General features: G+C 29.9%; 22 protein-coding genes and 12 tRNA genes. 29 read left to right on the plus strand and 5 right to left on the minus strand.

Going from position 1 to position 22,869, the window contains the following annotated elements; genetic code table 11:
• The 21 genes from HMPREF2881_RS09590 to fumC all read left to right on the plus strand — a co-directional run bounded on the left by HMPREF2881_RS09590 (window position 1) and on the right by fumC (window position 9,376).
• Window positions 1–76, plus strand: a tRNA-Asp gene (locus HMPREF2881_RS09590).
• Window positions 77–97: 21 nt separating this feature from the next.
• Window positions 98–170, plus strand: a tRNA-Phe gene (locus tag HMPREF2881_RS09595).
• Window positions 171–176: 6 nt separating this feature from the next.
• Window positions 177–252, plus strand: a tRNA-Thr gene (locus tag HMPREF2881_RS09600).
• A 7-nt stretch (window positions 253–259) separates the two neighbouring features.
• Window positions 260–343 (plus strand) — tRNA-Tyr (locus tag HMPREF2881_RS09605).
• An 8-nt stretch (window positions 344–351) separates the two neighbouring features.
• A tRNA-Trp gene (locus tag HMPREF2881_RS09610) sits at window positions 352–425 on the plus strand.
• 2 nt (window positions 426–427) lie between these two features.
• Window positions 428–500 (plus strand) — tRNA-His (locus HMPREF2881_RS09615).
• A 12-nt stretch (window positions 501–512) separates the two neighbouring features.
• Window positions 513–584 (plus strand) — tRNA-Gln (locus tag HMPREF2881_RS09620).
• Window positions 585–592: 8 nt separating this feature from the next.
• Window positions 593–666, plus strand: a tRNA-Cys gene (locus HMPREF2881_RS09625).
• A gap of 8 nt (window positions 667–674) precedes the next feature.
• A tRNA-Gly gene (locus HMPREF2881_RS09630) sits at window positions 675–748 on the plus strand.
• A 14-nt stretch (window positions 749–762) separates the two neighbouring features.
• Window positions 763–837 (plus strand) — tRNA-Gly (locus tag HMPREF2881_RS11910).
• A 14-nt stretch (window positions 838–851) separates the two neighbouring features.
• A tRNA-Gly gene (locus HMPREF2881_RS09635) sits at window positions 852–926 on the plus strand.
• Window positions 927–967: 41 nt separating this feature from the next.
• Window positions 968–1,051 (plus strand) — tRNA-Leu (locus HMPREF2881_RS09640).
• Window positions 1,052–1,190: 139 nt separating this feature from the next.
• Window positions 1,191–2,249: a PTS sugar transporter subunit IIC gene (locus HMPREF2881_RS09645; RefSeq protein ID WP_002449624.1), complete on the plus strand. Its 1,059-nt coding sequence runs from the start codon at window positions 1,191–1,193 to the stop codon at window positions 2,247–2,249.
• A gap of 120 nt (window positions 2,250–2,369) precedes the next feature.
• Window positions 2,370–3,824, plus strand: a complete 1,455-nt coding sequence (locus HMPREF2881_RS09650) for an ABC transporter substrate-binding protein/permease (protein ID WP_070653736.1) — start codon at window positions 2,370–2,372, stop codon at window positions 3,822–3,824.
• Window positions 3,817–4,539, plus strand: a complete 723-nt coding sequence (locus tag HMPREF2881_RS09655) for an amino acid ABC transporter ATP-binding protein (protein WP_002449645.1) — start codon at window positions 3,817–3,819, stop codon at window positions 4,537–4,539. The genes HMPREF2881_RS09650 and HMPREF2881_RS09655 overlap by 8 nt, the downstream gene beginning before the upstream one ends.
• Window positions 4,540–4,800: 261 nt before the next feature.
• Complete coding sequence (queG, locus tag HMPREF2881_RS09660; protein WP_002449664.1) at window positions 4,801–5,922, plus strand: tRNA epoxyqueuosine(34) reductase QueG; 1,122 nt, start codon at window positions 4,801–4,803, stop codon at window positions 5,920–5,922.
• 1 nt (window position 5,923) lies between these two features.
• Window positions 5,924–6,394, plus strand: a complete 471-nt coding sequence (gene trmL, locus HMPREF2881_RS09665) for a tRNA (uridine(34)/cytosine(34)/5-carboxymethylaminomethyluridine(34)-2'-O)-methyltransferase TrmL (RefSeq protein ID WP_002449676.1) — start codon at window positions 5,924–5,926, stop codon at window positions 6,392–6,394.
• 159 nt (window positions 6,395–6,553) lie between these two features.
• Window positions 6,554–7,153 (plus strand): 6-phosphogluconolactonase, encoded by a 600-nt coding sequence (locus tag HMPREF2881_RS09670; protein ID WP_002449669.1) that lies wholly within the window; start codon window positions 6,554–6,556, stop codon window positions 7,151–7,153.
• 22 nt (window positions 7,154–7,175) lie between these two features.
• Entirely contained in the window at window positions 7,176–7,349 is a 174-nt protein-coding gene (locus tag HMPREF2881_RS11685; RefSeq protein ID WP_254388735.1) for an SAS053 family DNA gyrase inhibitor, read from the plus strand.
• A 110-nt stretch (window positions 7,350–7,459) separates the two neighbouring features.
• Complete coding sequence (locus tag HMPREF2881_RS09675) at window positions 7,460–7,852, plus strand: hypothetical protein (protein WP_002449658.1); 393 nt, start codon at window positions 7,460–7,462, stop codon at window positions 7,850–7,852.
• 138 nt (window positions 7,853–7,990) lie between these two features.
• Window positions 7,991–9,376: a class II fumarate hydratase gene (fumC, locus tag HMPREF2881_RS09680; RefSeq protein WP_002488431.1), complete on the plus strand. Its 1,386-nt coding sequence runs from the start codon at window positions 7,991–7,993 to the stop codon at window positions 9,374–9,376.
• Window positions 9,377–9,454: 78 nt separating this feature from the next.
• Here fumC and HMPREF2881_RS09685 read toward each other — a convergent pair whose 3' ends face one another.
• The gene (locus HMPREF2881_RS09685) at window positions 9,455–10,279 is read right to left on the minus strand and encodes an RluA family pseudouridine synthase (RefSeq protein ID WP_002449623.1); all 825 of its coding nucleotides are present in this window, start codon (window positions 10,277–10,279) and stop codon (window positions 9,455–9,457) included.
• 137 nt (window positions 10,280–10,416) lie between these two features.
• Here HMPREF2881_RS09685 and HMPREF2881_RS09690 point away from each other — a divergent pair, with 137 nt between their 5' ends.
• The 8 genes from HMPREF2881_RS09690 (at window position 10,417) to yhaM (ending at window position 19,856) form a co-directional block, all read left to right on the plus strand.
• Window positions 10,417–11,526: a GAF domain-containing sensor histidine kinase gene (locus HMPREF2881_RS09690; protein WP_002488425.1), complete on the plus strand. Its 1,110-nt coding sequence runs from the start codon at window positions 10,417–10,419 to the stop codon at window positions 11,524–11,526.
• Between the two features lie 14 nt (window positions 11,527–11,540).
• On the plus strand, window positions 11,541–12,164 hold the full coding sequence (locus tag HMPREF2881_RS09695) for a response regulator (protein ID WP_002449659.1): 624 nt from the start codon (window positions 11,541–11,543) through the stop codon (window positions 12,162–12,164).
• Between the two features lie 249 nt (window positions 12,165–12,413).
• On the plus strand, window positions 12,414–12,878 hold the full coding sequence (locus HMPREF2881_RS09700; protein ID WP_002449642.1) for an XRE family transcriptional regulator XdrA: 465 nt from the start codon (window positions 12,414–12,416) through the stop codon (window positions 12,876–12,878).
• A gap of 220 nt (window positions 12,879–13,098) precedes the next feature.
• A complete protein-coding gene (locus tag HMPREF2881_RS09705) occupies window positions 13,099–14,229 on the plus strand; it encodes a DUF445 domain-containing protein (protein WP_002488440.1) in 1,131 nt (376 codons plus the stop codon).
• A 71-nt stretch (window positions 14,230–14,300) separates the two neighbouring features.
• Window positions 14,301–14,645, plus strand: coding sequence for a YlbF/YmcA family competence regulator (locus HMPREF2881_RS09710; RefSeq protein ID WP_002449654.1), 345 nt, complete (start codon window positions 14,301–14,303; stop codon window positions 14,643–14,645).
• A 150-nt stretch (window positions 14,646–14,795) separates the two neighbouring features.
• The gene (locus tag HMPREF2881_RS09715) at window positions 14,796–15,992 is read left to right on the plus strand and encodes a metallophosphoesterase family protein (protein ID WP_002449617.1); all 1,197 of its coding nucleotides are present in this window, start codon (window positions 14,796–14,798) and stop codon (window positions 15,990–15,992) included.
• Entirely contained in the window at window positions 15,982–18,918 is a 2,937-nt protein-coding gene (locus tag HMPREF2881_RS09720; protein ID WP_002488436.1) for an AAA family ATPase, read from the plus strand. The genes HMPREF2881_RS09715 and HMPREF2881_RS09720 overlap by 11 nt, the downstream gene beginning before the upstream one ends.
• Window positions 18,915–19,856: a 3'-5' exoribonuclease YhaM gene (yhaM, locus tag HMPREF2881_RS09725; protein ID WP_002449625.1), complete on the plus strand. Its 942-nt coding sequence runs from the start codon at window positions 18,915–18,917 to the stop codon at window positions 19,854–19,856. The genes HMPREF2881_RS09720 and yhaM overlap by 4 nt, the downstream gene beginning before the upstream one ends.
• A gap of 58 nt (window positions 19,857–19,914) precedes the next feature.
• Here yhaM and HMPREF2881_RS09730 read toward each other — a convergent pair whose 3' ends face one another.
• The 4 genes from HMPREF2881_RS09730 to HMPREF2881_RS09745 form a co-directional block, all read right to left on the minus strand.
• A complete protein-coding gene (locus HMPREF2881_RS09730; RefSeq protein ID WP_002449639.1) occupies window positions 19,915–20,874 on the minus strand; it encodes a peptidylprolyl isomerase PrsA in 960 nt (319 codons plus the stop codon).
• Window positions 20,875–21,097: 223 nt separating this feature from the next.
• On the minus strand, window positions 21,098–21,655 hold the full coding sequence (locus tag HMPREF2881_RS09735; protein ID WP_002449649.1) for a DUF3267 domain-containing protein: 558 nt from the start codon (window positions 21,653–21,655) through the stop codon (window positions 21,098–21,100).
• A 199-nt stretch (window positions 21,656–21,854) separates the two neighbouring features.
• Window positions 21,855–22,238 (minus strand): YtxH domain-containing protein, encoded by a 384-nt coding sequence (locus HMPREF2881_RS09740; RefSeq protein WP_002449632.1) that lies wholly within the window; start codon window positions 22,236–22,238, stop codon window positions 21,855–21,857.
• A gap of 151 nt (window positions 22,239–22,389) precedes the next feature.
• A complete protein-coding gene (locus HMPREF2881_RS09745) occupies window positions 22,390–22,815 on the minus strand; it encodes an HIT family protein (protein ID WP_002449628.1) in 426 nt (141 codons plus the stop codon).
• Window positions 22,816–22,869: the final 54 nt, after the last annotated feature.

The raw sequence follows: 22,869 nt of genomic DNA on the forward strand, positions 1-22,869 counted from the left end.
GGTCTCGTAGTGTAGCGGTTAACACGCCTGCCTGTCACGCAGGAGATCGCGGGTTCGATTCCCGTCGAGACCGCCATTTAATCATTTTAATATATATGGTTCAGTAGCTCAGTTGGTAGAGCAATGGATTGAAGCTCCATGTGTCGGCAGTTCAATTCTGTCCTGAACCATTTCTTGCCGGCCTAGCTCAATTGGTAGAGCAACTGACTTGTAATCAGTAGGTTGGGGGTTCAAGTCCTCTGGCCGGCACCATCTTAATGGAGGGGTAGCGAAGTGGCTAAACGCGGCGGACTGTAAATCCGCTCCTTCGGGTTCGGCAGTTCGAATCTGCCCCCCTCCACCATTATAAATAGGGACATAGTTCAACGGTAGAATAGAGGTCTCCAAAACCTTTGATGTGGGTTCGATTCCTACTGTCCCTGCCATGGCGGTTGTGGCGAAGTGGTTAACGCATCGGATTGTGGTTCCGACACTCGTGGGTTCGATTCCCATCAACCGCCCTTTATTATTAATGGGCTATAGCCAAGCGGTAAGGCAACGGACTTTGACTCCGTCACGCGCTGGTTCGAATCCAGCTAGCCCAGTTTTTATTGGCGGCATAGCCAAGTGGTAAGGCAGAGGTCTGCAAAACCTTTATCACCGGTTCAAATCCGGTTGCCGCCTCCATGTGCTATGCGGGAGTAGTTCAATTTTAGAACACATTCCTTCCCGGAATGAGATATAGGTGTAAGTCCTATCTTCCGCTCCATAATTTGATACAATGCGGGAGTAGTTCAACTTTTAGAATATGTTCCTTCCCGGAACAAGATATAGGTGTAAGTCCTATCTTCCGCTCCATAATTTGATACAATGCGGGAGTAGTTCAACTTTTAGAATATGTTCCTTCCCGGAACAAGATATAGGTGCAAGTCCTATCTTCCGCTCCATAATTGCTTCCATAGGGAAGTTTTTTATTTATCTATATTAAGCCGGCGTGGCGGAATTGGCAGACGCGCGGGACTCAAAATCCCGTTCCTTTATTGGAGTGTCGGTTCGACCCCGACCGCCGGTATTTAATGGAGTTAAAAGGATTAAGTAGAACACTCTACTTAATCCTTTTTTATTTGATCATTTTTTAACTACTTATTTTATATTGTATAAAACGGTATAATATAATATTATATAGCTAATATTTAAAAATGGAGGCTATTATGAGTAGAACTAGAATAAACTTAAAATATTTTTTTAGTAATATTCTTAATGCAGTTGGTGCAGGAGTAGTTATTGCATTACTTCCTAATGCACTTTTAGGAGAACTACTAAAATTATTTAAAGATCAACATCCAATATTAGAGCTTGTTTTTCAATTAGTGACAATTATTCAATCGTTTATGGCATTTATTATTGGAATACTGGCAGCACATCAATTCAAATTTAGTGGTGCGGGTGCTAGTATGATAGGTGTATCAGCAATGTTAGGCTCTGGAGCTATACAAATGAATGCAAATGGTATTGCATTAAAAGGAATTGGCGATATTATAAACGTGATTTTAGTTATTATTATCGCTTGTGCTTTATATTTATTATTACAAGGAAAATTTGGTTCTTTAGAAATGATTATTTTACCTGTATTTATTCCAGTAGTCAGCGGATTAATTGGATTAACGACTTTGCCATATATACAAATTATTACAAAAAGTTTAGGACATATGATTAATTCATTTACTGAATTTAATCCTCTAATTATGTCTATCTTGATAAGTGTGACATTTTCACTACTAATGGTTACGCCAATTTCTCTAGTTGCTATTGCTACAGCTATTAGTTTAAATGGGTTAGGTAGTGGTGCAGCAAACATGGGAATTGTTGCTGCATGCGTTACTTTTTTCTTTGGTTCTTTACGTGTTAATTCAGTTGGTGTCAATTTAGTTTTATTTATTGGCGCTGCGAAGATGATGATTCCTGTTTATTTAAAACATTTAATCATTGCAATACCATTAACCATTAATGGTATTATTTCAGGTTTGTTAACATACTTCATTGGTATAAAAGGAACACCATTATCAGCTGGATTTGGTTATACAGGATTAGTTGGTCCAATTAATGCGTTTAATAGAATGCCGGGTGATTCGACATTTAATATTATTCTATTAGCATTAGGTTATTTTATTGTTCCATTCATTAGTGCTTTTATTATTCATGAATTATGCAAAAAGTTTATACCATCTTATAATGATAATATTTATAGATTTGAAATTACACATCAATAATATTATTTTAATGGTATTTAAGCATCTATATTACTATAGATGCTTTTTTTGTTTAAAATTTTTATTGCATATTAATTCTTTATTATGTATAATAATTAAAAAGTTATAGGAGGTTGCTATATGAAATATATGTTTAAAACAATTATCATAGCAATCTTAATTAGTTTGACCTTTATAAATATAGAACCTATGGCTCATGCTGATCAAGATGCAAAATGGGAAAAAATTAAGGAAAGTGGAGAATTAAGGGTAGGATTATCAGCTGATTATGCACCATTTGAATTTGAAAAGACTGTAAAAGGTAAGAGTGAATACGTAGGTATAGATATTGATTTAGCTAAAAAAATTGCTAAAGATAATCACTTAAAATTAAAAATTGTGAATATGCAATTTGATAGTTTACTCGGTGCATTAAAAACGGGAAAAATTGATGTTATTATTTCTGGTATGACTTCAACACTAGAAAGAAAGAAAGAAGTTGATTTCTCGGATTCTTATACTAAAACGGGCAATGTAATGCTTATTAGAAAAAGCGATAAAAATAAATTTCATACATTAAAAGACTTTTCTAATAAAAAAGTTGCGGCACAAAAAGGGACTGAACAAGAAAAAATTGCTCAACAAGAAATAGAGAATGCAGACATTAGTTCATTAAATCGTCTACCAGATGCTATTCTTGCAGTTAAAAGTAATAAGGTAGAAGGGTTAGTAATAGAAAAACCCGTTGCTGAAGCATATGTAAAACAAAATAACAGCTTAATGATAGCCAATGTGAATTTTAATGAAGAAAAGAAAGATAATGTCATAGCTGTGCCAAAAAATTCACCTATTCTTTTAGCAAATGTCAATAAATCTATTAAGGAAGTCAATGACCAACATTTAATTAGCAAATACATGGACAAAGCTTCTAAAGATATGCAAGACGATAGTAGCTTTTTTGATAAGTATGGTGCATTTTTCATCAAAGGACTTAAAAATACAATTTTAATATCAATGATTGGTGTAGTATTAGGAGCAGTATTAGGAGCTTTAATTGCTTTAGCTAAATTGAGTAAGTTTAAATTGCTGTCATGGATTGCCTCTATTTACATAGAATTTTTAAGAGGAACACCGATGTTAGTTCAAGTATTTTTAGTTTTCTTTGGAACGACAGCTGTTCTAGGTTTAGATGTTTCAGCATTAGTATGTGGTACTATCGCACTAGTTATTAATTCTTCTGCTTATATTGCAGAAATATTTAGAGCTGGAATTAATGCTGTTGATAAAGGGCAAACAGAGGCAGCTCAATGTTTAGGATTAAATTATTCTAAAACAATGAGATATATCATTTTACCCCAAGCAATTAAAAATATTTTACCAGCACTAGGTAATGAATTTGTAACACTAATTAAAGAATCATCTATTGTTTCTACTATTGGAGTAGGAGAAATTATGTTTAACGCTCAGGTTGTACAAGGTATTTCATTTGATCCTTTTACACCGTTAATTATCGCTGCGATAATGTACTTTATTTTAACATTTACATTGTCTAGAGGTATGAGTTTAATCGAAGGGAGAATGAAAGCCAGTGATTAAAGTTCAAAATTTAAATAAGTCATTTAATAAAAATGTAGTACTCAAAGATATTAATTTAGAGGTTAATAAAGGAGAAGTTGTAGCAATTATAGGGCCATCAGGAAGTGGTAAAAGTACATTATTAAGATGTATGAATTTATTAGAAACTCCATCAAATGGAAAAGTGATTTTTGAAGGAAAAGAATTAACACATAAAAATATAAATTTAAATGAATTACGTCAAAAAATGGGAATGGTATTTCAAAATTTCAATTTATTTCCTCACAAAACAGTATTAGAAAATGTCATTTTAGCACCTAAGTTGTTAAAAAATGTTGATTTAAAAAAGCTAGAAATTGAAGGTAAAGCACTTCTAAAAAAAGTAGGGCTTGAAGAGAAAGCTAATGCATATCCTTCTCAACTCTCTGGCGGACAAAAACAAAGGGTAGCAATAGCAAGAGCTTTAGCTATGCATCCAGATGTCATATTATTTGATGAGCCAACATCAGCACTTGATCCTGAAGTTGTTTATGAAGTACTTAAAGTTATGAAAGATTTAGCTAAAGAGGGTATGACAATGGTGGTTGTAACTCATGAAATGGGTTTTGCTAAAGATGTTGGTGATAAAGTAATATTTATGGCAGATGGATATGTCGTTGAAAGTGAAACACCTGATCAATTATTTAATCATCCCAAACATGAAAGAACTAAAAACTTTTTGGCGAAAGTATTATAGCATGTTGTATGTAAAGACTAATAAAACATTTATAAGGTTTTATGTCTAAAAAGTAATAAAAGTTAATTAAGAAAAGAAGATAGAATGTATTCTGAATTATAAACATAGACTTTCTTTATGAAATTCTCAAAGTTAAAGAATCTGAGACACTTCAAAGTATATCTCAGATTCTTTTTTATTTATAAAAATATTTAATATCATAAAAAATTAAGATTATGTTAAAATGTTCTATGGACTTTTTTATAGGAGGCAAGAGTGTTGATGAACCATCAACTTAAACAGGAAATCATTGACTATGCGTATTCCATTGGTATAGATAGTATTGGTTTTACTACCGCTGATCCTTTCGATGAACTGAAACAAAAGTTAGTAGATTATCATGAAAAAGGTTATGCATCAGGTTTTGAAGAATCAGATATTGCGCTGCGAACAGAACCTAAATTATCTTTACCCACAGCGCGTTCTATCATAGCTATTGCTGTTGGTTATCCAAATAAGCTAAAGGGAGCGCCGAAAAGTGTAAAAGGCGATAGAAGAGGAATGTTTGCGAGAGCCTCTTGGGGTCAAGATTATCATTCAATTATGAAAAAAAGATTAGATAAATTAAGTGAATTTATTCAATCTAAGGTCCCTGATGTCGAAATAAAAAGCATGGTTGACACTGGCGTACTTTCAGATCGCGCTGTAGCTGAAAGAGCAGGATTAGGATTCATTGGTAGAAATGGATTTGTTATTAATCCAAAACTAGGGACTTGGACATATTTAGGAGAAATGTTAGTTAGTATTCCTTTTGAACCAGATGATCCTATATTAGACAGTTGTGGAGATTGTACAATTTGTGTAGATAGATGTCCAACGGGCGCTTTAGTAGGGAATGGTCAACTGAATTCTCAAAAATGTATCAGCTTTTTAACTCAAACTAAAGGATATTTAAAAGATGAGTATCGATATAAAATCGGTAATCGTCTTTATGGTTGTGATACTTGTCAACAAGTTTGTCCGAAAAATAGAGGTATTAATACAACCCACGAAGATATTATTTTAGAACCTGAAATATTAAAGCCACGTTTAGTTCCATTGTTACAAATGAGTAATAAAGAATTTAAAAATACTTATGGTCATTTGGCAGGAGCATGGAGAGGTAAAAAACCTATACAGCGGAATGCAATTATTGCACTTGCACATTTTGGTGAAGAAGCGGCTATTCCTGAATTAAAGGAAGTGGCATTGAATGATCCAAGACCCATGATAAGAGGAACAGCATATTGGGCTATTGGTCAAATACTTGGCAATGATGCAAGAACATTTATTTATGAGCACTATGATAATGAGATTGAAGAAGTTCAAGTTGAAATGAGAAAAGGACTAGAAATGAGGAAATAAAATGACAAATCATATTGTGTTATTCCAACCAGAAATACCTGCAAACACTGGAAATATCGCACGTACATGCGCAGGTACTAATACACACTTGCATTTAATTAAACCATTAGGCTTTAGTACAGATGACAAGATGCTAAAACGAGCTGGATTAGATTATTGGGAACATGTTAATATCACTTATCATGAAAATATTGAATCATTTTTCGAAGTGACAAATGGTAAATATTATTTACTTACTAAATTTGGTAAACAAACTTATAGTGATTTTGATTTTTCAAATACTGAAATAGAAAATTATTTTATTTTTGGTAGAGAAACGACAGGTTTACCAGATTGGGTGAAAGAGAAGTATGCAGATACTGCTTTAAGAATTCCTATGAGTGATCATATTCGCTCTTTAAATTTATCTAATACTGCTGCTTTATTGATTTATGAAGCATTGCGACAACAAAATTTCCCAGGATTAAAGTAGAATTTAAAATTAATTACTATAATAGAATAAAAAATGTTATATTTATTAATGAATTATTATAAAAATTTTAAAATAGTTTGATATCCCCTTAAATAGGGTAATTTAGTAAATAAATGAATTATTTTAGTTGAACTTTACATTTAGAGGAGTGTAATTATTATGGCAATGAATTTTAAAGTATTTGAAGATAAACAACATGCAGCAGATTATGCTGGAGATATTATTAGAAAACAATTTAACAATAACCCAACTACCATTGCTGGATTCCATTTAAACAAGGATTCTGCACCTGTATTAGATGAACTAAAAAAGTCAGTTGATCGTAACGCTGTAGATTTTAGTCAAATTAATATTCTTGATTATGATGATAATCATTCGTTCTATGAAGCTTTAGGTGTACCTTCTGAGCAAGTATATTCTATTAGTCTTGATGATGATGCCGAATCATTAATCAATGATAGAATTAAAACAAAAGAAAATAAAGGGAAACTGACTTTACAAGTTGTTTCAATCGATAACACTGGACATTTAGATGTTAATATTCGTCAAGGTTTGATGAAAGCACGTGAAATTATCTTAGTTGTAACTGGTGCTGAAAAAAGTGAAGTTATCAAACGATTATATGAAGAAAATGGTAAATCAAACTTTTTACCAGCTGATTTAAAAGTACATCGTATGGTAACAGTTGTTTTAGACAGAGCTGCTGCTGATGGATTACCAGAAGATGTTAAAGAATACTTCACAGCGAGATTTGCATAATATTTAATTTTATTGTGAGGTTATTTTTATGAGTAAAGATAGTAAACGTAATTATCATGAAGACGAAAATGCAATGGTTCAAAATATGAATGATTTAGAAGCATTAGGAAAAGAAATGGAACAGATTTCTGAAGAAAATGATGAAGATAAATATAATCAAACACATGATTCAGAAGCGCGTTCAGATTTAAATTAATATATTTTAGCATTTTAATTAATTGCTTCGGTAGATTAATTAAAATGCTTTTTTTATGTAATACAACTTATGATACAATATATTTTAATGAAAATGAAGGAGATAAAAATATGTTACATAAGTATTGGCTACCTTTAACAATTATTACAATCATTGTTAGCTTAATTTCTATTAAAGGTTTTCCCATTGCTCTAGGAGCACTCTATCTACCAGTGTTATTTAAAGTGATTCAATTACAATTGAATTTATCAAAAGATTTAATCGATAATGCAACTGCTCATCCATTCATTAAGAGTAATCAAAAAGGAATTATGATTAGTGTGATATGTATATTAATTGTAACCGGAATCTTGGCATATACACTTAATGATTTTTATCGAAGTTTAGGTGGGGGTTTAGGTATATTAGTAAAGATAAGTCCTGTTACGCTGGTCATAAGCGCTATTTTGTATATAATAAGTGCTATTTCAGTTGTAAAAGCAGTAAAATATAAATATGAATAAGATTTAATTCTTAAACACGTGAAGTAATACAACTTCATGTGTTTTATTTTATAAATGAAACCGCTTTATATTCGAATTGCTACATTAATTTTATTAATGATATACTATTACTAAATCATAAATAAGGGGGATTATTGAATGTCTGTAAGAATTGAACATGATACGTTTGGTGAAATTGAAGTACCATCTGATAAATATTGGGGCGCACAAACTGAAAGAAGTAAGCGTAACTTTCCAGTAGGTAAAGAACATATGTCTATTGAAGTGATTTATGGTTTTGCTCAGTTAAAAAGAGGTGCTGCGCTTGCTAATCATGAATTAGGAAAATTAAGTGATACTAAGAAAGATGCTATCATTTATGCTTGTGACTTAATTTTAAAAGGAGAACTTGATGGTCATTTTCCTTTAGTTGTATGGCAAACTGGAAGCGGTACTCAAAGTAATATGAATGTAAACGAAGTCGTAAGTTATGTGGCTAATGAGTACTTAAAAGAACATAATAGCGAGGAATCAATTCATCCCAATGATGATGTTAATAAATCTCAAAGTTCGAATGATACTTTCCCAACAGCGATGCATGTTGCTTTATACCATGAAATTGAAACGAAATTAGAACCTGCTTTAAAAAATTTACGAGACACGTTTAAAGAAAAAGAAAACCAATATCAATCAATTATTAAAATTGGTAGAACTCACTTACAAGATGCTACTCCAATTCGATTAGGACAAGAAATTAGTGGATGGCGTTATATGCTAGATAAATGTGAACAATTATTGGCTGAATCTAAACAACATATTTTAAATTTAGCTATTGGTGGAACAGCAGTTGGAACAGGAATTAATGCACATCCAGAATTTGGAGATAAAGTAGCTAAATATATCTCAGAACATACTGGTTATGCATTTTTTTCATCTGAAAATAAATTTCATGCTTTAACTTCACATGATGAAGTGGTGCAACTTCATGGAACACTAAAAGCATTGGCAGCAGACTTAATGAAAATAGCAAATGATATAAGATGGCTTGCTTCAGGACCTAGAGCCGGACTTGCAGAAATTTCGATTCCAGAAAATGAACCAGGTTCATCAATTATGCCAGGCAAAGTTAATCCAACACAATGTGAAATGCTAACAATGGTTGCAGTACAAGTGATAGGAAATGATACGACAGTAGGTATAGCGAGTTCTCAAGGTAATTTTGAACTTAATGTATTTAAACCTGTGATTCTTCATAATACATTGCAATCTATTTACTTATTAGCTGATGGAATGGAAACATTTAATGAAAATTGTGCTATAGGTATTGAACCAATTGAAGAAAATATCAATCATTATTTAAATCAATCATTAATGCTTGTAACTGCACTAAATCCTCATATTGGATATGAAAAAGCGGCTCAAATAGCTAAAAAAGCTCATAAGGAAGGTTTAACACTTAAAGAATCAGCAATTAATTCTGGCTATGTTACAGAAGAACAATTCGAGAAATGGATTAAACCAGAAGATATGGTCGATCCTCATTAAAATAACATTACCAATTGAAATGCTCCTTTTAAAGATAATGCTTTGATCTGCGTTATCTAAAAGGAGCATTTTTAAAATTTATTCATCATCTAAACTTACAGAAATCAATTCTTGAGTAAGTGGATGAGTGAATTCTATCTTATAACTATTCAATTCTAATTGACGTAAGGTAGCATCTCCATATAATGGATCACCTATGACAGGATGACCAATTTCTGCTAAATGTACACGTATTTGATGAGTACGTCCTGTATCTAATTTTATTTCCAATTGACAAATGCCTTCTTTAATCATTTTTGATGTTAAGATATGAGTGATAGCTCGTTGCCCGGTATTAGAAATACGACGCTTATTGGGATGAAATTTATCTTTACCGATTGGCATATCAATTGTTTGTGGTTTTAGAGGTAGTAATGCTTTTACATTTGCACGATAAATACGGGTAATTTGATTCTCTTCAAGCATTCTATCTAGTATTTTTTTCATTAAAGGATTTTTAGCAACAATTAATAACCCCACAGTTTCTTGGTCTAGACGATGAATCGGTTCAACGTAGTCGCTATCCATGGTATAGATAACATGGTTCATTAGTGTATTGCTTTCTTTTAAATCATTTGGATGAGTTTTAACCCCTTTAGGTTTTACCACAATCGCTAAATCGTTATCTTCATATGCAATCTGTGCGTAACGATAACTTGGTAAATAATTACTTTTTTCTTTAGGGGTAGGAATATAAACAACATCATTTGTGACAACTTTATCTGTCAATTTACTAGATTGTTGATTAATCGTGATATCTTTAGACATATTTAATTGGTGTAAATCTTTTTTTGGTAGTTTTAACTTTTGAAAAATTTCACGTAACGTATAATTATTGAAAGTTTCAGGTACATTGAATTTCATAATATCCTCCTATTATATTCTGTTTAATCATATCATAATTTACAATGATAATTATAAATGTTTTCATTAGTCTATTTTTAAATTTAAAAAATGAACGATATAATAATAAATGCAAAATAACAAAATGGGGCGAAAATATGGAGAAACCGACACGTTTAGCATTATTAAAAGAAATTGCTGAATATCTAAATGAAGAAACTGAATTATATAATATGATGAATAAAGCATTGGATTATTTAATCAATGGCAGCAATTTTACAACAGGTTGGATTTTTTTTATCAATAAAAAAGGTGAACAAGAACTTGTAGCTAGCACTGACTTACCTCATTCATTAAAAAATAATAATTGTAAGTATTTAAACAATGGTACGTGTTGGTGTGTCAATGCTTATCATCATAAAAATTTAACAAAAGCATCTAATATTATAAATTGTTCAAGAATCAATTTAGCTAACCAAGAAAGTCAAAAAGATGATTATCTTATTACGCATCATGCGACAGTACCACTTAGATCAGGAGATGAACAGTATGGATTATTAAATGTCGCGACACCTCATACTGTAGTATATAGTCAAGATGATTTAGAGTTATTAGAATCAGTAGCTTTACAAATCGGTTCTGCAATTAAACGTATATACTTAACAGACCAAGAAAAAGAAGCAGCACGCACAAGTGAACGAAATCGACTAGCACGTGATTTACATGATTCAGTTAACCAAATGCTTTTTTCATTAAAACTAACAGCTCATGCTGCACATGATATCACAGAGGATAGAACAGCTAAAAAAGCATTTAAGTTGATTGAAGATACAAGTCAAAACGCAGTAAATGAAATGCGTGCGTTAATTTGGCAACTTAAGCCAATTGGTTTAGAACATGGATTAGTGAATGCGATTGAACATTATGCGAATATGTTAGATTTAAAATTAAACATCGAAGTAAGAGGATTGATTAAATTATCCAATTTAGTTGAAGAAAATGTGTATCGAATGATTCAAGAAGCTCTAAATAATACGAAGAAACATGCACAAACGAATCATGTATCTATTAACATTCAACAAAATGAAAATCAATTATATATTAAAATTTATGATGATGGAAAAGGATTTAATGTGCGTGATGACTTAAATCAAACGACGCATGGTCTAAAAAATATAAAACAACGTATTCATAGTTTAGATGGAGAATTTAACATACAATCAGATAAACTAATGGGGACAACTATTTATCTTAATATTCCAATTTAAAGTAGGTGATAAATTTGGCAAGTATCGTTTTAATCGATGATCATCACATCGTTAGACAAGGACTAGAATTTCTAATTTCAACAGTTGAGGGTTTAGATATACAAGCAAGTTTTTCAGATGGTGAAGCATTTATTAAATATTTAAATGAGAATAATATTCCTGATTTAGTATTATTAGATTTAGTTATGCCTAATATGAATGGTATCGAAGTGACGCATTATATAAAAACATATTACCCTTACATAAAAGTGTTAGTGCTTACAAGTTATGTGGATGATGAATATGTTATGTCTGCCATTAATGAAGGTGCTGATGGTTATGAAATTAAAGATGTTGAACCACAAAAGCTGATTGCTACTATTACTAAAGTATTAAATAATGAGAAAATAATACATCCAAAAGCTAAAAATGTAATTGATGCAATGCATGAAAAACCACACTTTAATAATAAATTATCTAAAAGAGAGATGGAAGTATTAAAAGAAATGGTGAAAGGTAAGACAAATAAAGACATTGCAAAAAGTTTATTTGTATCTGAGAAAACAGTTAAGACACATGTCAGTCATATATTTAATAAATTGCAAGTTTCAGATCGGACACAAGCTGCTATATATGCTATTGAAAATAAATTAATATAAATTGAATAGGTCTATTAGAAATAAAGACGGTATTTTTAAAATAGGATAATAATAAATAAATGACTTATATTATTATTTTAATTATTTTGATAATTTTGCCATTTATAAAATTATACGTAAAAACAAAAATTTCTCTTTTCATTTTATTGAAAATATATTAAGATGTAATTTGTGTTTCAAGAAATGTGTATTATTGCAATTTCTTGCGTCCGGATAAAATAACTCCTATTAGAAAGGTAGAGAAGAGTAATGGATAGACAGAGTTTTACAGATTTAATTCAAACAAAATTTAAAATGGTGCGTATTGAAGCAGGATACACACAAGATACTATGGCACAAACAATAGGTCTTTCTAAAAAAACACTTGTTCAAATCGAAAAAGAACGGGTATTACCAAACTGGACAACTTGTGTATCAATTTGTGCTTTATTTAGAGATTCAGATGTTTTAAATAACACATTTGGTTGTGATCCATTAGAAATTGTACAAACAATTTCAAGAAACCATTGTGCATATCCTAATCATTCTACAACAAGTGATATTTATTGGAATACAATGGAAACTCGTAATGGATTTATTTTACAAAGTAATAAAGTAAGTAATATCTATAGAGTGCTTAATCCTGAAAAACAACCTATTTTTGGAACATCTAAATTAAGAGAAGCAGAAACTTACTTTAATAGAAATGCTAAAGAAGAATTAATGCACGTTTAATTTTAATATAAATAAGATATAGTGATAGAAGAGTTGACTTTCAACTGAATCACTATTTTCAATTAATAATGAATTCACTGTCATTTTGCGATGAATTCATTATTTTTTTATTTCAAAAATTTGTAAATATAAATGTACGTTGAACAATTAAGTTATGAAGTTTACATTTGTCATGGTATAATTTTGCTATTGCTTATATAAAAATTAAGGAGTTATTTAAATGCAAGCAGTATTAGTAGTCATCTTTATGATAGTAATAGGAGCAATCATTGGCGGTGTCACGAATGTTATAGCTATTAGAATGTTGTTTCACCCCTATAAAGCGCATTATATATTTAATATGCGAATTCCATTTACACCTGGTTTAATACCTAAAAGAAGAGATGAAATTGCAACAAAGATAGGACAAGTGATTGAAGAACATCTCATTACAGAAACATTGATTCACAACAAACTAAATGAAACAAAAACTAAAGAAACGATTAATAAATTAGTTAAGGAGCAAATAACGAAATTAAAAAGTGATCAAGCTACAATTCGTTACTTTGCTGAGAAATTTGATATTAAAATTGATTACTTAGTCAATGAGAAATTAGAAGATACAATTTCACACAAGCTATTAGCTTTTTATAATGATCATCGAAATGAAGAAGTGATTAAGTTACTATCAAAAGAAACTAAGCGAATAATTGATAAGAAAGTCGAGCCGTTAGGAGATTTATTATGCGAAAGAGCACGTGTTTATTTGTCCTCTGATAAAGGCGCTCGTGATATTTATGACATGCTTGATACATTTTTTGATGAAAAAGGTAAAATCGTTGGATTACTACAAATGTTTATGACAAAAGAAAGTATTGCAGATAGAATCCAACATGAATTGATTCGTTTAACCAATCATCCTAAAGCAAAACGTATTGTAAACCAAGTGATTGATAATGAATATGAGACGCTGAAACGACAACCACTTAAGAAAATCATTGATGAGGCTCAATTTTCAAAACTATCAGACTCAGTTACATTACTTATTACTTCATATTTAAATTTAAATGAAAAAATAGATAAACCACTTAATCAACTATCACCAAGATTAATGCAATATTTAGAGACAACGTTATCAGATAAAGTTACACAACTTATTATTAGTCAAGCATCCAAACATCTCTCAACTATAATGCAAAAAATTAATCTACGTAAATTAGTAGAAGATCAAATCAATACATTTGATTTAGATTACATTGAAAAGTTGATTATTGAAATTGCTAATAAAGAATTAAAATTAATTACCTTATTAGGATTTATATTAGGTGGTATTATTGGCCTTTTCCAAGGTTTAATCGCAATTTTTGTATAACTAATCATAATATGTTATGGTATTAAAGAGTTGTCAAAACATCATTATTACACGAAGGAGTGCAATTTAAAATGGCAGTAAATTTATATGATCATGCAAATCAACTAGAACAAGCATTAAGAGATAGTGATGAATACAAAGCTATTAAAGATGCTTTTGCTAAAGTTAAAGAAAATGAAGAATCTAAAAAATTATTCGATGAGTTCCGTGAAACTCAAATGAATTTCCAACAAAAACAAATGCAAGGTCAAGAAATTCCTGAAGAAGAATTAGCTAAAGCTCAAGAACAAGCTCAAGCTATTGAAAAAGATGAAAATATTTCACAATTAATGCAAGCAGAACAAAAAATGAGTCAAGTTTTCCAAGAAATTAATCAAATTATTGTAAAACCTTTAGACGAAATTTACGTTGACTAATTAATAATTTAAGTAATGGATACTACGCGATTTTTTCATAAAATTGCGTAGTTTTTTTATGTCAAAGTTCATCGACCCATATTCATAAGATATGGTAAAATATAGTAATACATAAAGATACCTTATCAAACATTTAAGGAGCTTAAATTAATGGTTAAATTTATTCACTGTGCAGATTTGCATCTTGATAGCCCTTTTAAATCTAAACAACAATTATCGACAAGTATTTTCGAAGATGTACAAAAAAGTGCCTATGAGAGCTTTAAAAAAATTGTAGATGTAGCATTAAAAGAAGATGTTGATTTTATGTTAATTGTAGGAGATTTATTTGATAGTGAAAATCGCACATTACGTGCTGAAATTTTTTTAAAAGAGCAATTTAAACGTCTAGAAAAAGAACAAATATTTGTATACATATGTCATGGGAATCATGATCCTTTAACAACTAGAATTACAGATAATTGGCCTAATAATGTATCAGTATTTTCAAACCGTGTTGAAACCTATCAAGCGATTACTAAAGCTGGAGAACAAATTTATATTCATGGTTTTAGTTATCAAAACAATACAAGTTATGAAAATAAAATTGATGAATATCCATCTAGTCAAGGAAGTAATGGTATACATATAGGAATGCTTCATGGGACTTATAGTAAATCTAAAATAAAACAGCGTTATACTGAATTTATGTTAGAAGATCTTAATCATAAACTGTATCATTATTGGGCACTCGGTCATATTCATCAACGTCAAGAACTAAGTGATATGCCGCCTATTCATTATTCAGGTAACATTCAAGGTCGCCACTTTGGTGAAATAGGAACTAAAGGTTGTTTGCTTGTAGAAGGGGATCATCTACATCTTGAAACAACTTTTATACCAACTCAGTTTATACGTTTTGAAGAAGCTACAATTAAGACTGATAAAATTTCAAAACAAGGTATCTATGAGGAAATTCAAAAGTTTAAGAAACAAGTTCGTGAACAAGGTAAAGCATTTTATAGATTGACGATTAATATAGATAATGACAAAATTTTATCAACACAAGATATTCTTCAAATAAGAGAAATGATTAGTGAATATGAAGAAAATGAACATGATTTTATTGTCATTGAAGATATGATTCTTAATTATATACAGAATGAAGAAACACCTCTTATAAATGAATTTTCTAAAGAACTCATAAACGATGACAAAGTGTTTGAAGAGGCAATGACAGATTTATATTTAAATCCAAGAGCTTCAAAATATTTAGAAGACTACACCACTTTCAATAAGGCAAAACTCATTCATCGAGCTGAGAAAATATTGAAAGCAGATATGAGAGGTGAAGAAATTGATTATTAAATCACTTGAAATATACGGTTATGGTCAATTCGTACAACGTAAGATTGAATTAAATCAGACTTTTACTGAAATTTATGGGGAAAACGAAGCAGGTAAATCAACCATACAATCATTTATTCATTCAATTTTATTTGGTTTTCCCACAAAGAAAGAAAAAGAACCGCGTTTAGAACCTAGATTGGGAAATCAGTATGGGGGCAAGCTAACGCTTATTTTAGACGACAAATCTGAAATTGAAGTTGAGCGTGTAAAAGGTAGTGCTCAAGGTGATGTAAAAGTTTATTTAGAAAATGGATTGATAAGAGATGAAGCATGGCTTAAGAAGAAATTAAACTATATTTCAAAAAAGACATATCAAGGAATATTTTCATTTAATGTACTTGGTTTACAAGATATTCACCGAAATTTAGACGAACAACAATTACAAAGCTATTTATTAGAAGCTGGTGCTTTAGGATCTTCCGAATTTACATCTATGGGGCAAATTGTTAATCAGAAAAAGACTACGCTTTATAAAAAAGCTGGAAAGAACCCAATTCTAAACCAACAAATTGAACAACTAAAACAATTAGAAGCACAAATAAGAGATGAAGAAACCAAATTAGACGAATATCAACGTCTTATAGATGAAAAAGATAAATCAGAACGCCATCTTTCTCATTTAAAAGAAAATCTTAAGCAATTATCAAAAATGCATGAAAATAAGCAAAAGCAGTTAGGGCTTCATGCTCATGCGCAAGAATGGAAATCACTTGAGCATCATTTAAATATCGAACCGTTGAAGTTCCCAGAACAAGGTATTGAACGATATGAAACTGCATTAAAATATAAACAATCACTTGATCGAGATATAGGATTAAGGGATGAGAAGATAAGACAACTAGAAAATGAATTTAATTTAATTCAGATGCCTGAGGATAGAACTGTAAGTGATATGTATCATCTTTATCAACAAGAGAGTGATATCAAACAATCTGAATTAAAATCTAAGGCTTTAAAAAAGGAAATAGAAACTTTTGAACATTCTCAGCAAACATTAAAAGATGATATCGGTTGGAATGAAGTTTATCATGAAGCGGATACTTCTGAAACGATGAAGGATTATATAAGTGAAAAAATTAAAAATTATAATCATCAATTAAATCAAAAGCAACAAGTTGAACGTATGATTGGTGAGCATAATATTGAAAAAAAGGAAATTGAAAAGGAAATTAAGTCATTGGAAAGTGAACTCGTTTCTGAAACAGCACTTGAAAAGAAAAAAGAATATAATCAGCAAAAAATAGAATTACATGAAAAAGAAAGTTTATACTCAAAATTAAAAGCCTCCTTTGAATCAGAAAAAGAAAGAAAACAAAAACAATATCGATGGTTGAAAATCAGCTTTATCATTTTGGCTTTGATAAGTGTTGGTTTGACTATTTTTGCATTTATTACAACTAGTATCACTTTTAGTATTATTTTTGCAATTCTTACTGTGATATTTTTAGTAGGTTTATTCTTTAGTAAAAATAAAGATATTGATTATAGTGAAACAATTAGTGAGGAAATTAGTGATTTAGAACAACAACTTAAAGCACTCGAAGATAAATACGATTTAGATTTCAATCTAGATGATCAGTACCAATTGCGTGAACGTTGGAATAATGCTAATAATACTAAAACAGTACTTTCTAATAAACTTAACCATCAACATTCAATTTTATCAGATATTCAGTCTTCAATTGATGCATTAGCACAGGATATTTCCGAAGTCAAACAAGACATTAAAGTATCAGATAAAATGTCAGATGAACGTTTAGTAGATATTTTGAAAACAATGAATCAACTTAAAGCTAATGATAAACAACTTAATAAATTATTATTAGAGAACATAGAGTTAAACCAAAATTTAATTAACTTCTATGATTATGCCCAGGATGTTACTAAAGATAGTTTCGATGAGTTTAATAAAATTTCATTATTTAATGATTTGAAACGTTGGATTTCTCAGTATGAAAGTAAAAAAGAAAAGAAAACGCAATTACGAAATCAATTAACCTTATTAAGTAAAGAATTAAAACAGTTAGAAAGTCGTTTGGATGAAAATAAAACAACTATAAACGAGTTGTTTAAATATATCGAAGTGCAAAATGAAGAACAATATTATCAACATTACGAAGCTTATCAACGTTATCAACAACAACTATCACGATTCAATGATTTATCTACCTATTTGAGTAATCATGAATTCTCTTATGAAGATAGTTCTGTTTTAAGTGAAAAAACAACTGCTCAATTAGAAGAAGAAGATCAAATGTTAGCTCAACAAGTTGATGATTATAATGATAAATATTTGGAGAAACAAACTGAAGTGAGTGAACTTTCTTCACGTATTCATCAAATGGAAACAGATAAAACACTATCTCAATTGCGCCATCAATATTATAATTTAAAAAATAGAATGAATGATATTGCTAAAGATTGGGCAAGCTTAAGTTATCTTGAGACACTAATTAATGAGCACATTAAACAAATTAAAGATAAACGACTACCATATGTGATAGATGAAGCCATTAATATTTTCAAAACATTAACTGATGGTAAGTATAATCTAATTACTTATGAAAATGATTCAATTAAAGTTAAACATCGAAATGGACAAATGTATCATCCACTTGAATTAAGTCAATCAACGAAAGAGTTGCTATATATTTCATTAAGACTTAGTTTAATTAAGGTGTTGAAACCATATTATCCTTTCCCAATTATCATTGATGATGCATTCGTACATTTTGATAAACAAAGAAAATCAATGATGTTAAACTATTTAAGAGAATTATCTCAAGAACATCAAGTATTGTACTTTACTTGTACAAAAGATACTACGATTCCTTCTCGAGAAATGCTGATATTAAATAAAAAAGAGGAAGGCGGTAAACGATGAGAAACGTAGAAAAATTAAATCCTGGTGATTCGGTTGAGAATTTTTTCTTAATCCACAGAGCAACACAAGGTGTAACAGCACAAGGTAAAGACTATATGACATTATATCTTCAAGATAAAAGTGGAGATATTGAAGCTAAACTATGGACTGTCACAAAAGATGATATGAAAATCCTTAAACCAGAAATAATTGTATGGGTAAAAGGGGATGTTATTAACTATCGTGGCCGTAAACAAATGAAAGTCAACCAATTTCGATTAGCAACAGCAGAAGATGGAGTGAAAACACAAGACTTTGTAGATGGTGCGCCACTTTCACCTAACGAAATTCAAGATGAGTTATCACATTTTATCTTAGAAATTGAAAATGCACATTTACAACGTATTACGCGTCATTTATTAAAAAAATATCAAGATAAATTCTTTACTTATCCTGCAGCAAGTTCTCATCATCATAACTTTGCAGGAGGATTAAGTTATCATGTATTAACAATGTTAAAAATTGCAAAATCATTGTGTGATATCTATCCATTATTAAATAGAAGTTTGTTATATAGCGCGATTATTTTACACGATATTGGTAAAGTAAGAGAATTAAGTGGACCAGTTGCCACAACGTATACGGTAGAAGGTAATTTGCTTGGACATATTTCAATAGCAAGTGATGAAGTTGCTGAGACGGCAAAAGAACTTGGCATTGATAGTGAAGAAGTCATGTTATTGCGACATATGATTTTAGCACACCATGGAAAAATGGAGTTTGGTTCTCCTAAATTGCCACATCTAAAAGAAGCAGAAATTTTATTCTTTATTGACAATATTGATGCAAAAATGAATATGTTTGATAAAGCATTTAAGAAAACAGAAAAGGGACAATTTACTGAAAGAATCTTCGGTATGGATAACCGTCAATTTTATAATCCAGAGAAGTTAGATTAATATTAATAGACGAAAAAAGGTCGGAACAATTTGTTCCGACCTTTTTGATTTATGAAAATTATGAAGATAATCCTGATGAAGCACCACTACTTTGTTGTTCTTTTAATTTTTCTGGATTAAGTATAGTATCTTCTACAGATTTTTTAATATCACTATCTTTATAATCTACGTTGTATTCTTTTAATAAGTCTTTATAAGCATTAGTCAATAGTTTTGGGTTTTTTTGAACTTTTTGTTCAATAATTTTTGTTTTTAATTGAGATTTTTGTTTGTTAAAGTCATCTTCTTTATTAGCTTTGATAATGTGATAGCCGTATTCTGTTTTAACAATGTCAGAAATTTGACCTTCTTTTAGTTTAAATAAAGCTTTATCAAATTTATCGACCATTTGTCCTTTAATAACATAACCTAATGATCCGCCTTTTTTAGCTGAAGCAGAATCCATTGATTCTTTTTTGGCAAGTTCATCAAATTTATTTGGATTTTTTTCAACTTCCTTTTGAATTTTTTCAGCTTTTGCTTTTGCTTTTTTATCTGATAAACCTTCTTTATCACTATCAGATTTAACTTTAATTAAAATGTGTGATGCTTTCTTAGTGTCATCTTTTATTTCTTTGTCAGAAACTTTGATTTTATCATTAAGTAATTGTTTTTGGTAAGCAGATAGTCTTTTCTGTTCTTTGTAATCATCAAGTGTCATACCTTGTTGTTTTAGCATACTTTCAAATTGATCTTTACCACCATATTGTTTTTCTTCTTTTTTAATATCATCATCGATACGCTTAGTATCTACTTTGTCTTTATATTTATCAGCTAATATTTTATTTAACTCAATACTAAATGATGTGCTGGCAATTTGATCTTTACCAATTTTATCCATAACATCTTTAACGGTTACATTACCAGCTTTTGAAGAAATTAATGTATTATCTTTAGAATCTGTAGAATCAGAACTACATCCTCCTAGTAATAAAACACCTGCTGTAACAGGGACAATGAGTTTATTCATAATTTTCATAGTTGATAGCTCCTTTGTGTATGTTAACAAAGTTACTATAACATAATATAATTATTCCACCAATTAATAAAAGATGATTTACAACTAAAGTATTAGATGAAAAATAATTTAAAAAAAGTCTACAATATCATTCAATATCATAGACTTTTTAATATATTCAAAATAACCACTAGACTGTATTTTAATTTTGATTGAATACGTTTATAATTACCATCTTTATATCTTAGATATTTGAATGGAAGGGCACTTTTGTCAGTAAATTAATACCTGTTTGGTGTTCTTCAACAAATTGTCCTTCTTTTGAAAAAAGAATAATTTTTAAATATAAAAAATCCATAACTGATAAACCAAGATTTAAGGCAAGTAAGAACATAAAATAGTGTCCATAACTTGGAAAATGATAAGTTAGGAAAATTAAAATGCTTGTAATTATTAAAAATGGCAAAATAAGATTAATGCAAAAATAAAACTTGCGGACAGGCGTATTCACATACGTATTAAAATAAGGAAGCCATTTTTTCTTATTCAACTTGTGCCATCTAAATGCATGAATATAAGGTAAAAAGAAAAATAAATGTATTGTTTTGTGAATAGGGTACATAAGAATAATAAATAATATTAGAAGTAAAAAGTATTTATCTGATAAAGGCGTTTTTACAAAATAATACATAATCTCATAACTAACTAAAAACGCAATAATAGTTGTTACAATACTCAAAAAAGCAATTCTTGGAACACCAAATCGCGCATGAATATCTATATGACGTTTACATAAAAACATGACTACACCTCGAAAATAGGTCGTTTAATATACGATAGGTATTATCTAACTAAGTTGAGTTATCGTCAAGATAATTTTTCATAGCTATTGTAATATAGAACAATGTTTTTATATTAGATTGTATATTTATAAAAAAAGCCATAAAGAAATCTATTAATATAAATTTCTTTATAGCCAAATTGAGCTCAATGTTAGAGTTCTATTTGTTATTATTCTTATCTTCTGAAAATGTATTACTAATTTCTTCGCCACGATTTTGAAGATTTTCAATATGAGATTTTAATTTTTCAATATTAGGATTGATATCAGATTTAAAATCTCCGATTAAAGTCTTAAATTCGTTTGCAATGTCGCTGCCTTGTTGTACACCGTCATTTTTCACTTGCTTACTATAATCAATAATATTATAGAAACTACGTTTAATTGTTTCGATTTCTCGTTCTAATTCTGAGCGAGCACCAGTAGGAACTTTTTGTCCAGAGGCATTAGCATTATATCTTTGTTGATCACGATTCATCCATGATACGGCAATACCAGAAGCAAGTCCCACACCGATACCAAATAATACACGTGTAACCTTCATTTTTATTCTCCTCACTATTATGTCGTTTATAGAATAAATCATATCATTTTATGAAGTAAGTAACGATTGACTTAAGTTACTTACTATAATTATTACATCGACATATTGATTTCATTTTATATTACCCGTAAATGATATTCAATATGCAGAATTATTCAAATTGAGCTTTAATTTGTTCAGCAATATCTTTTTTCTGTTCATCGCTAATTTCGTTTTCATGAGTTTCCCATTGATAACCAAAACCATCAATATCATCTTTATATCGTGGTAGGAAATGGAAATGTAAATGAAATACTGACTGATCAGCATATTCACCATTATTTTGAATAATATTTAATCCATCAGGTTGAAATGCTTTTTTAATGGCATTTGCTACTTTTGGAATAGCAACTCCAATGTGTTTCATTGTTTCTTCATCAGTTTCAAAAATATTAGGAGAAGCTTTCTTCGGAATTAAAAGTGTGTGTCCTTTAGTAACTTGAGAAATATCTAAAAATGCATAAACATAATCGTTCTCATAAACCTTATAGCTTGGAATTTCACCAGTAAGAATTTTACCAAAAACAGTTTCTGACATAATTAAATGCACTCCTTTAACCTATTTTTACTCATTATTATAACATTGTTATTT

Origin of the sequence: Staphylococcus sp. HMSC057A08, assembly GCF_001812925.1 — a bacterium.
In the GTDB taxonomy this organism is placed as follows: Bacteria; Bacillota; Bacilli; order Staphylococcales; family Staphylococcaceae; genus Staphylococcus; species Staphylococcus hominis.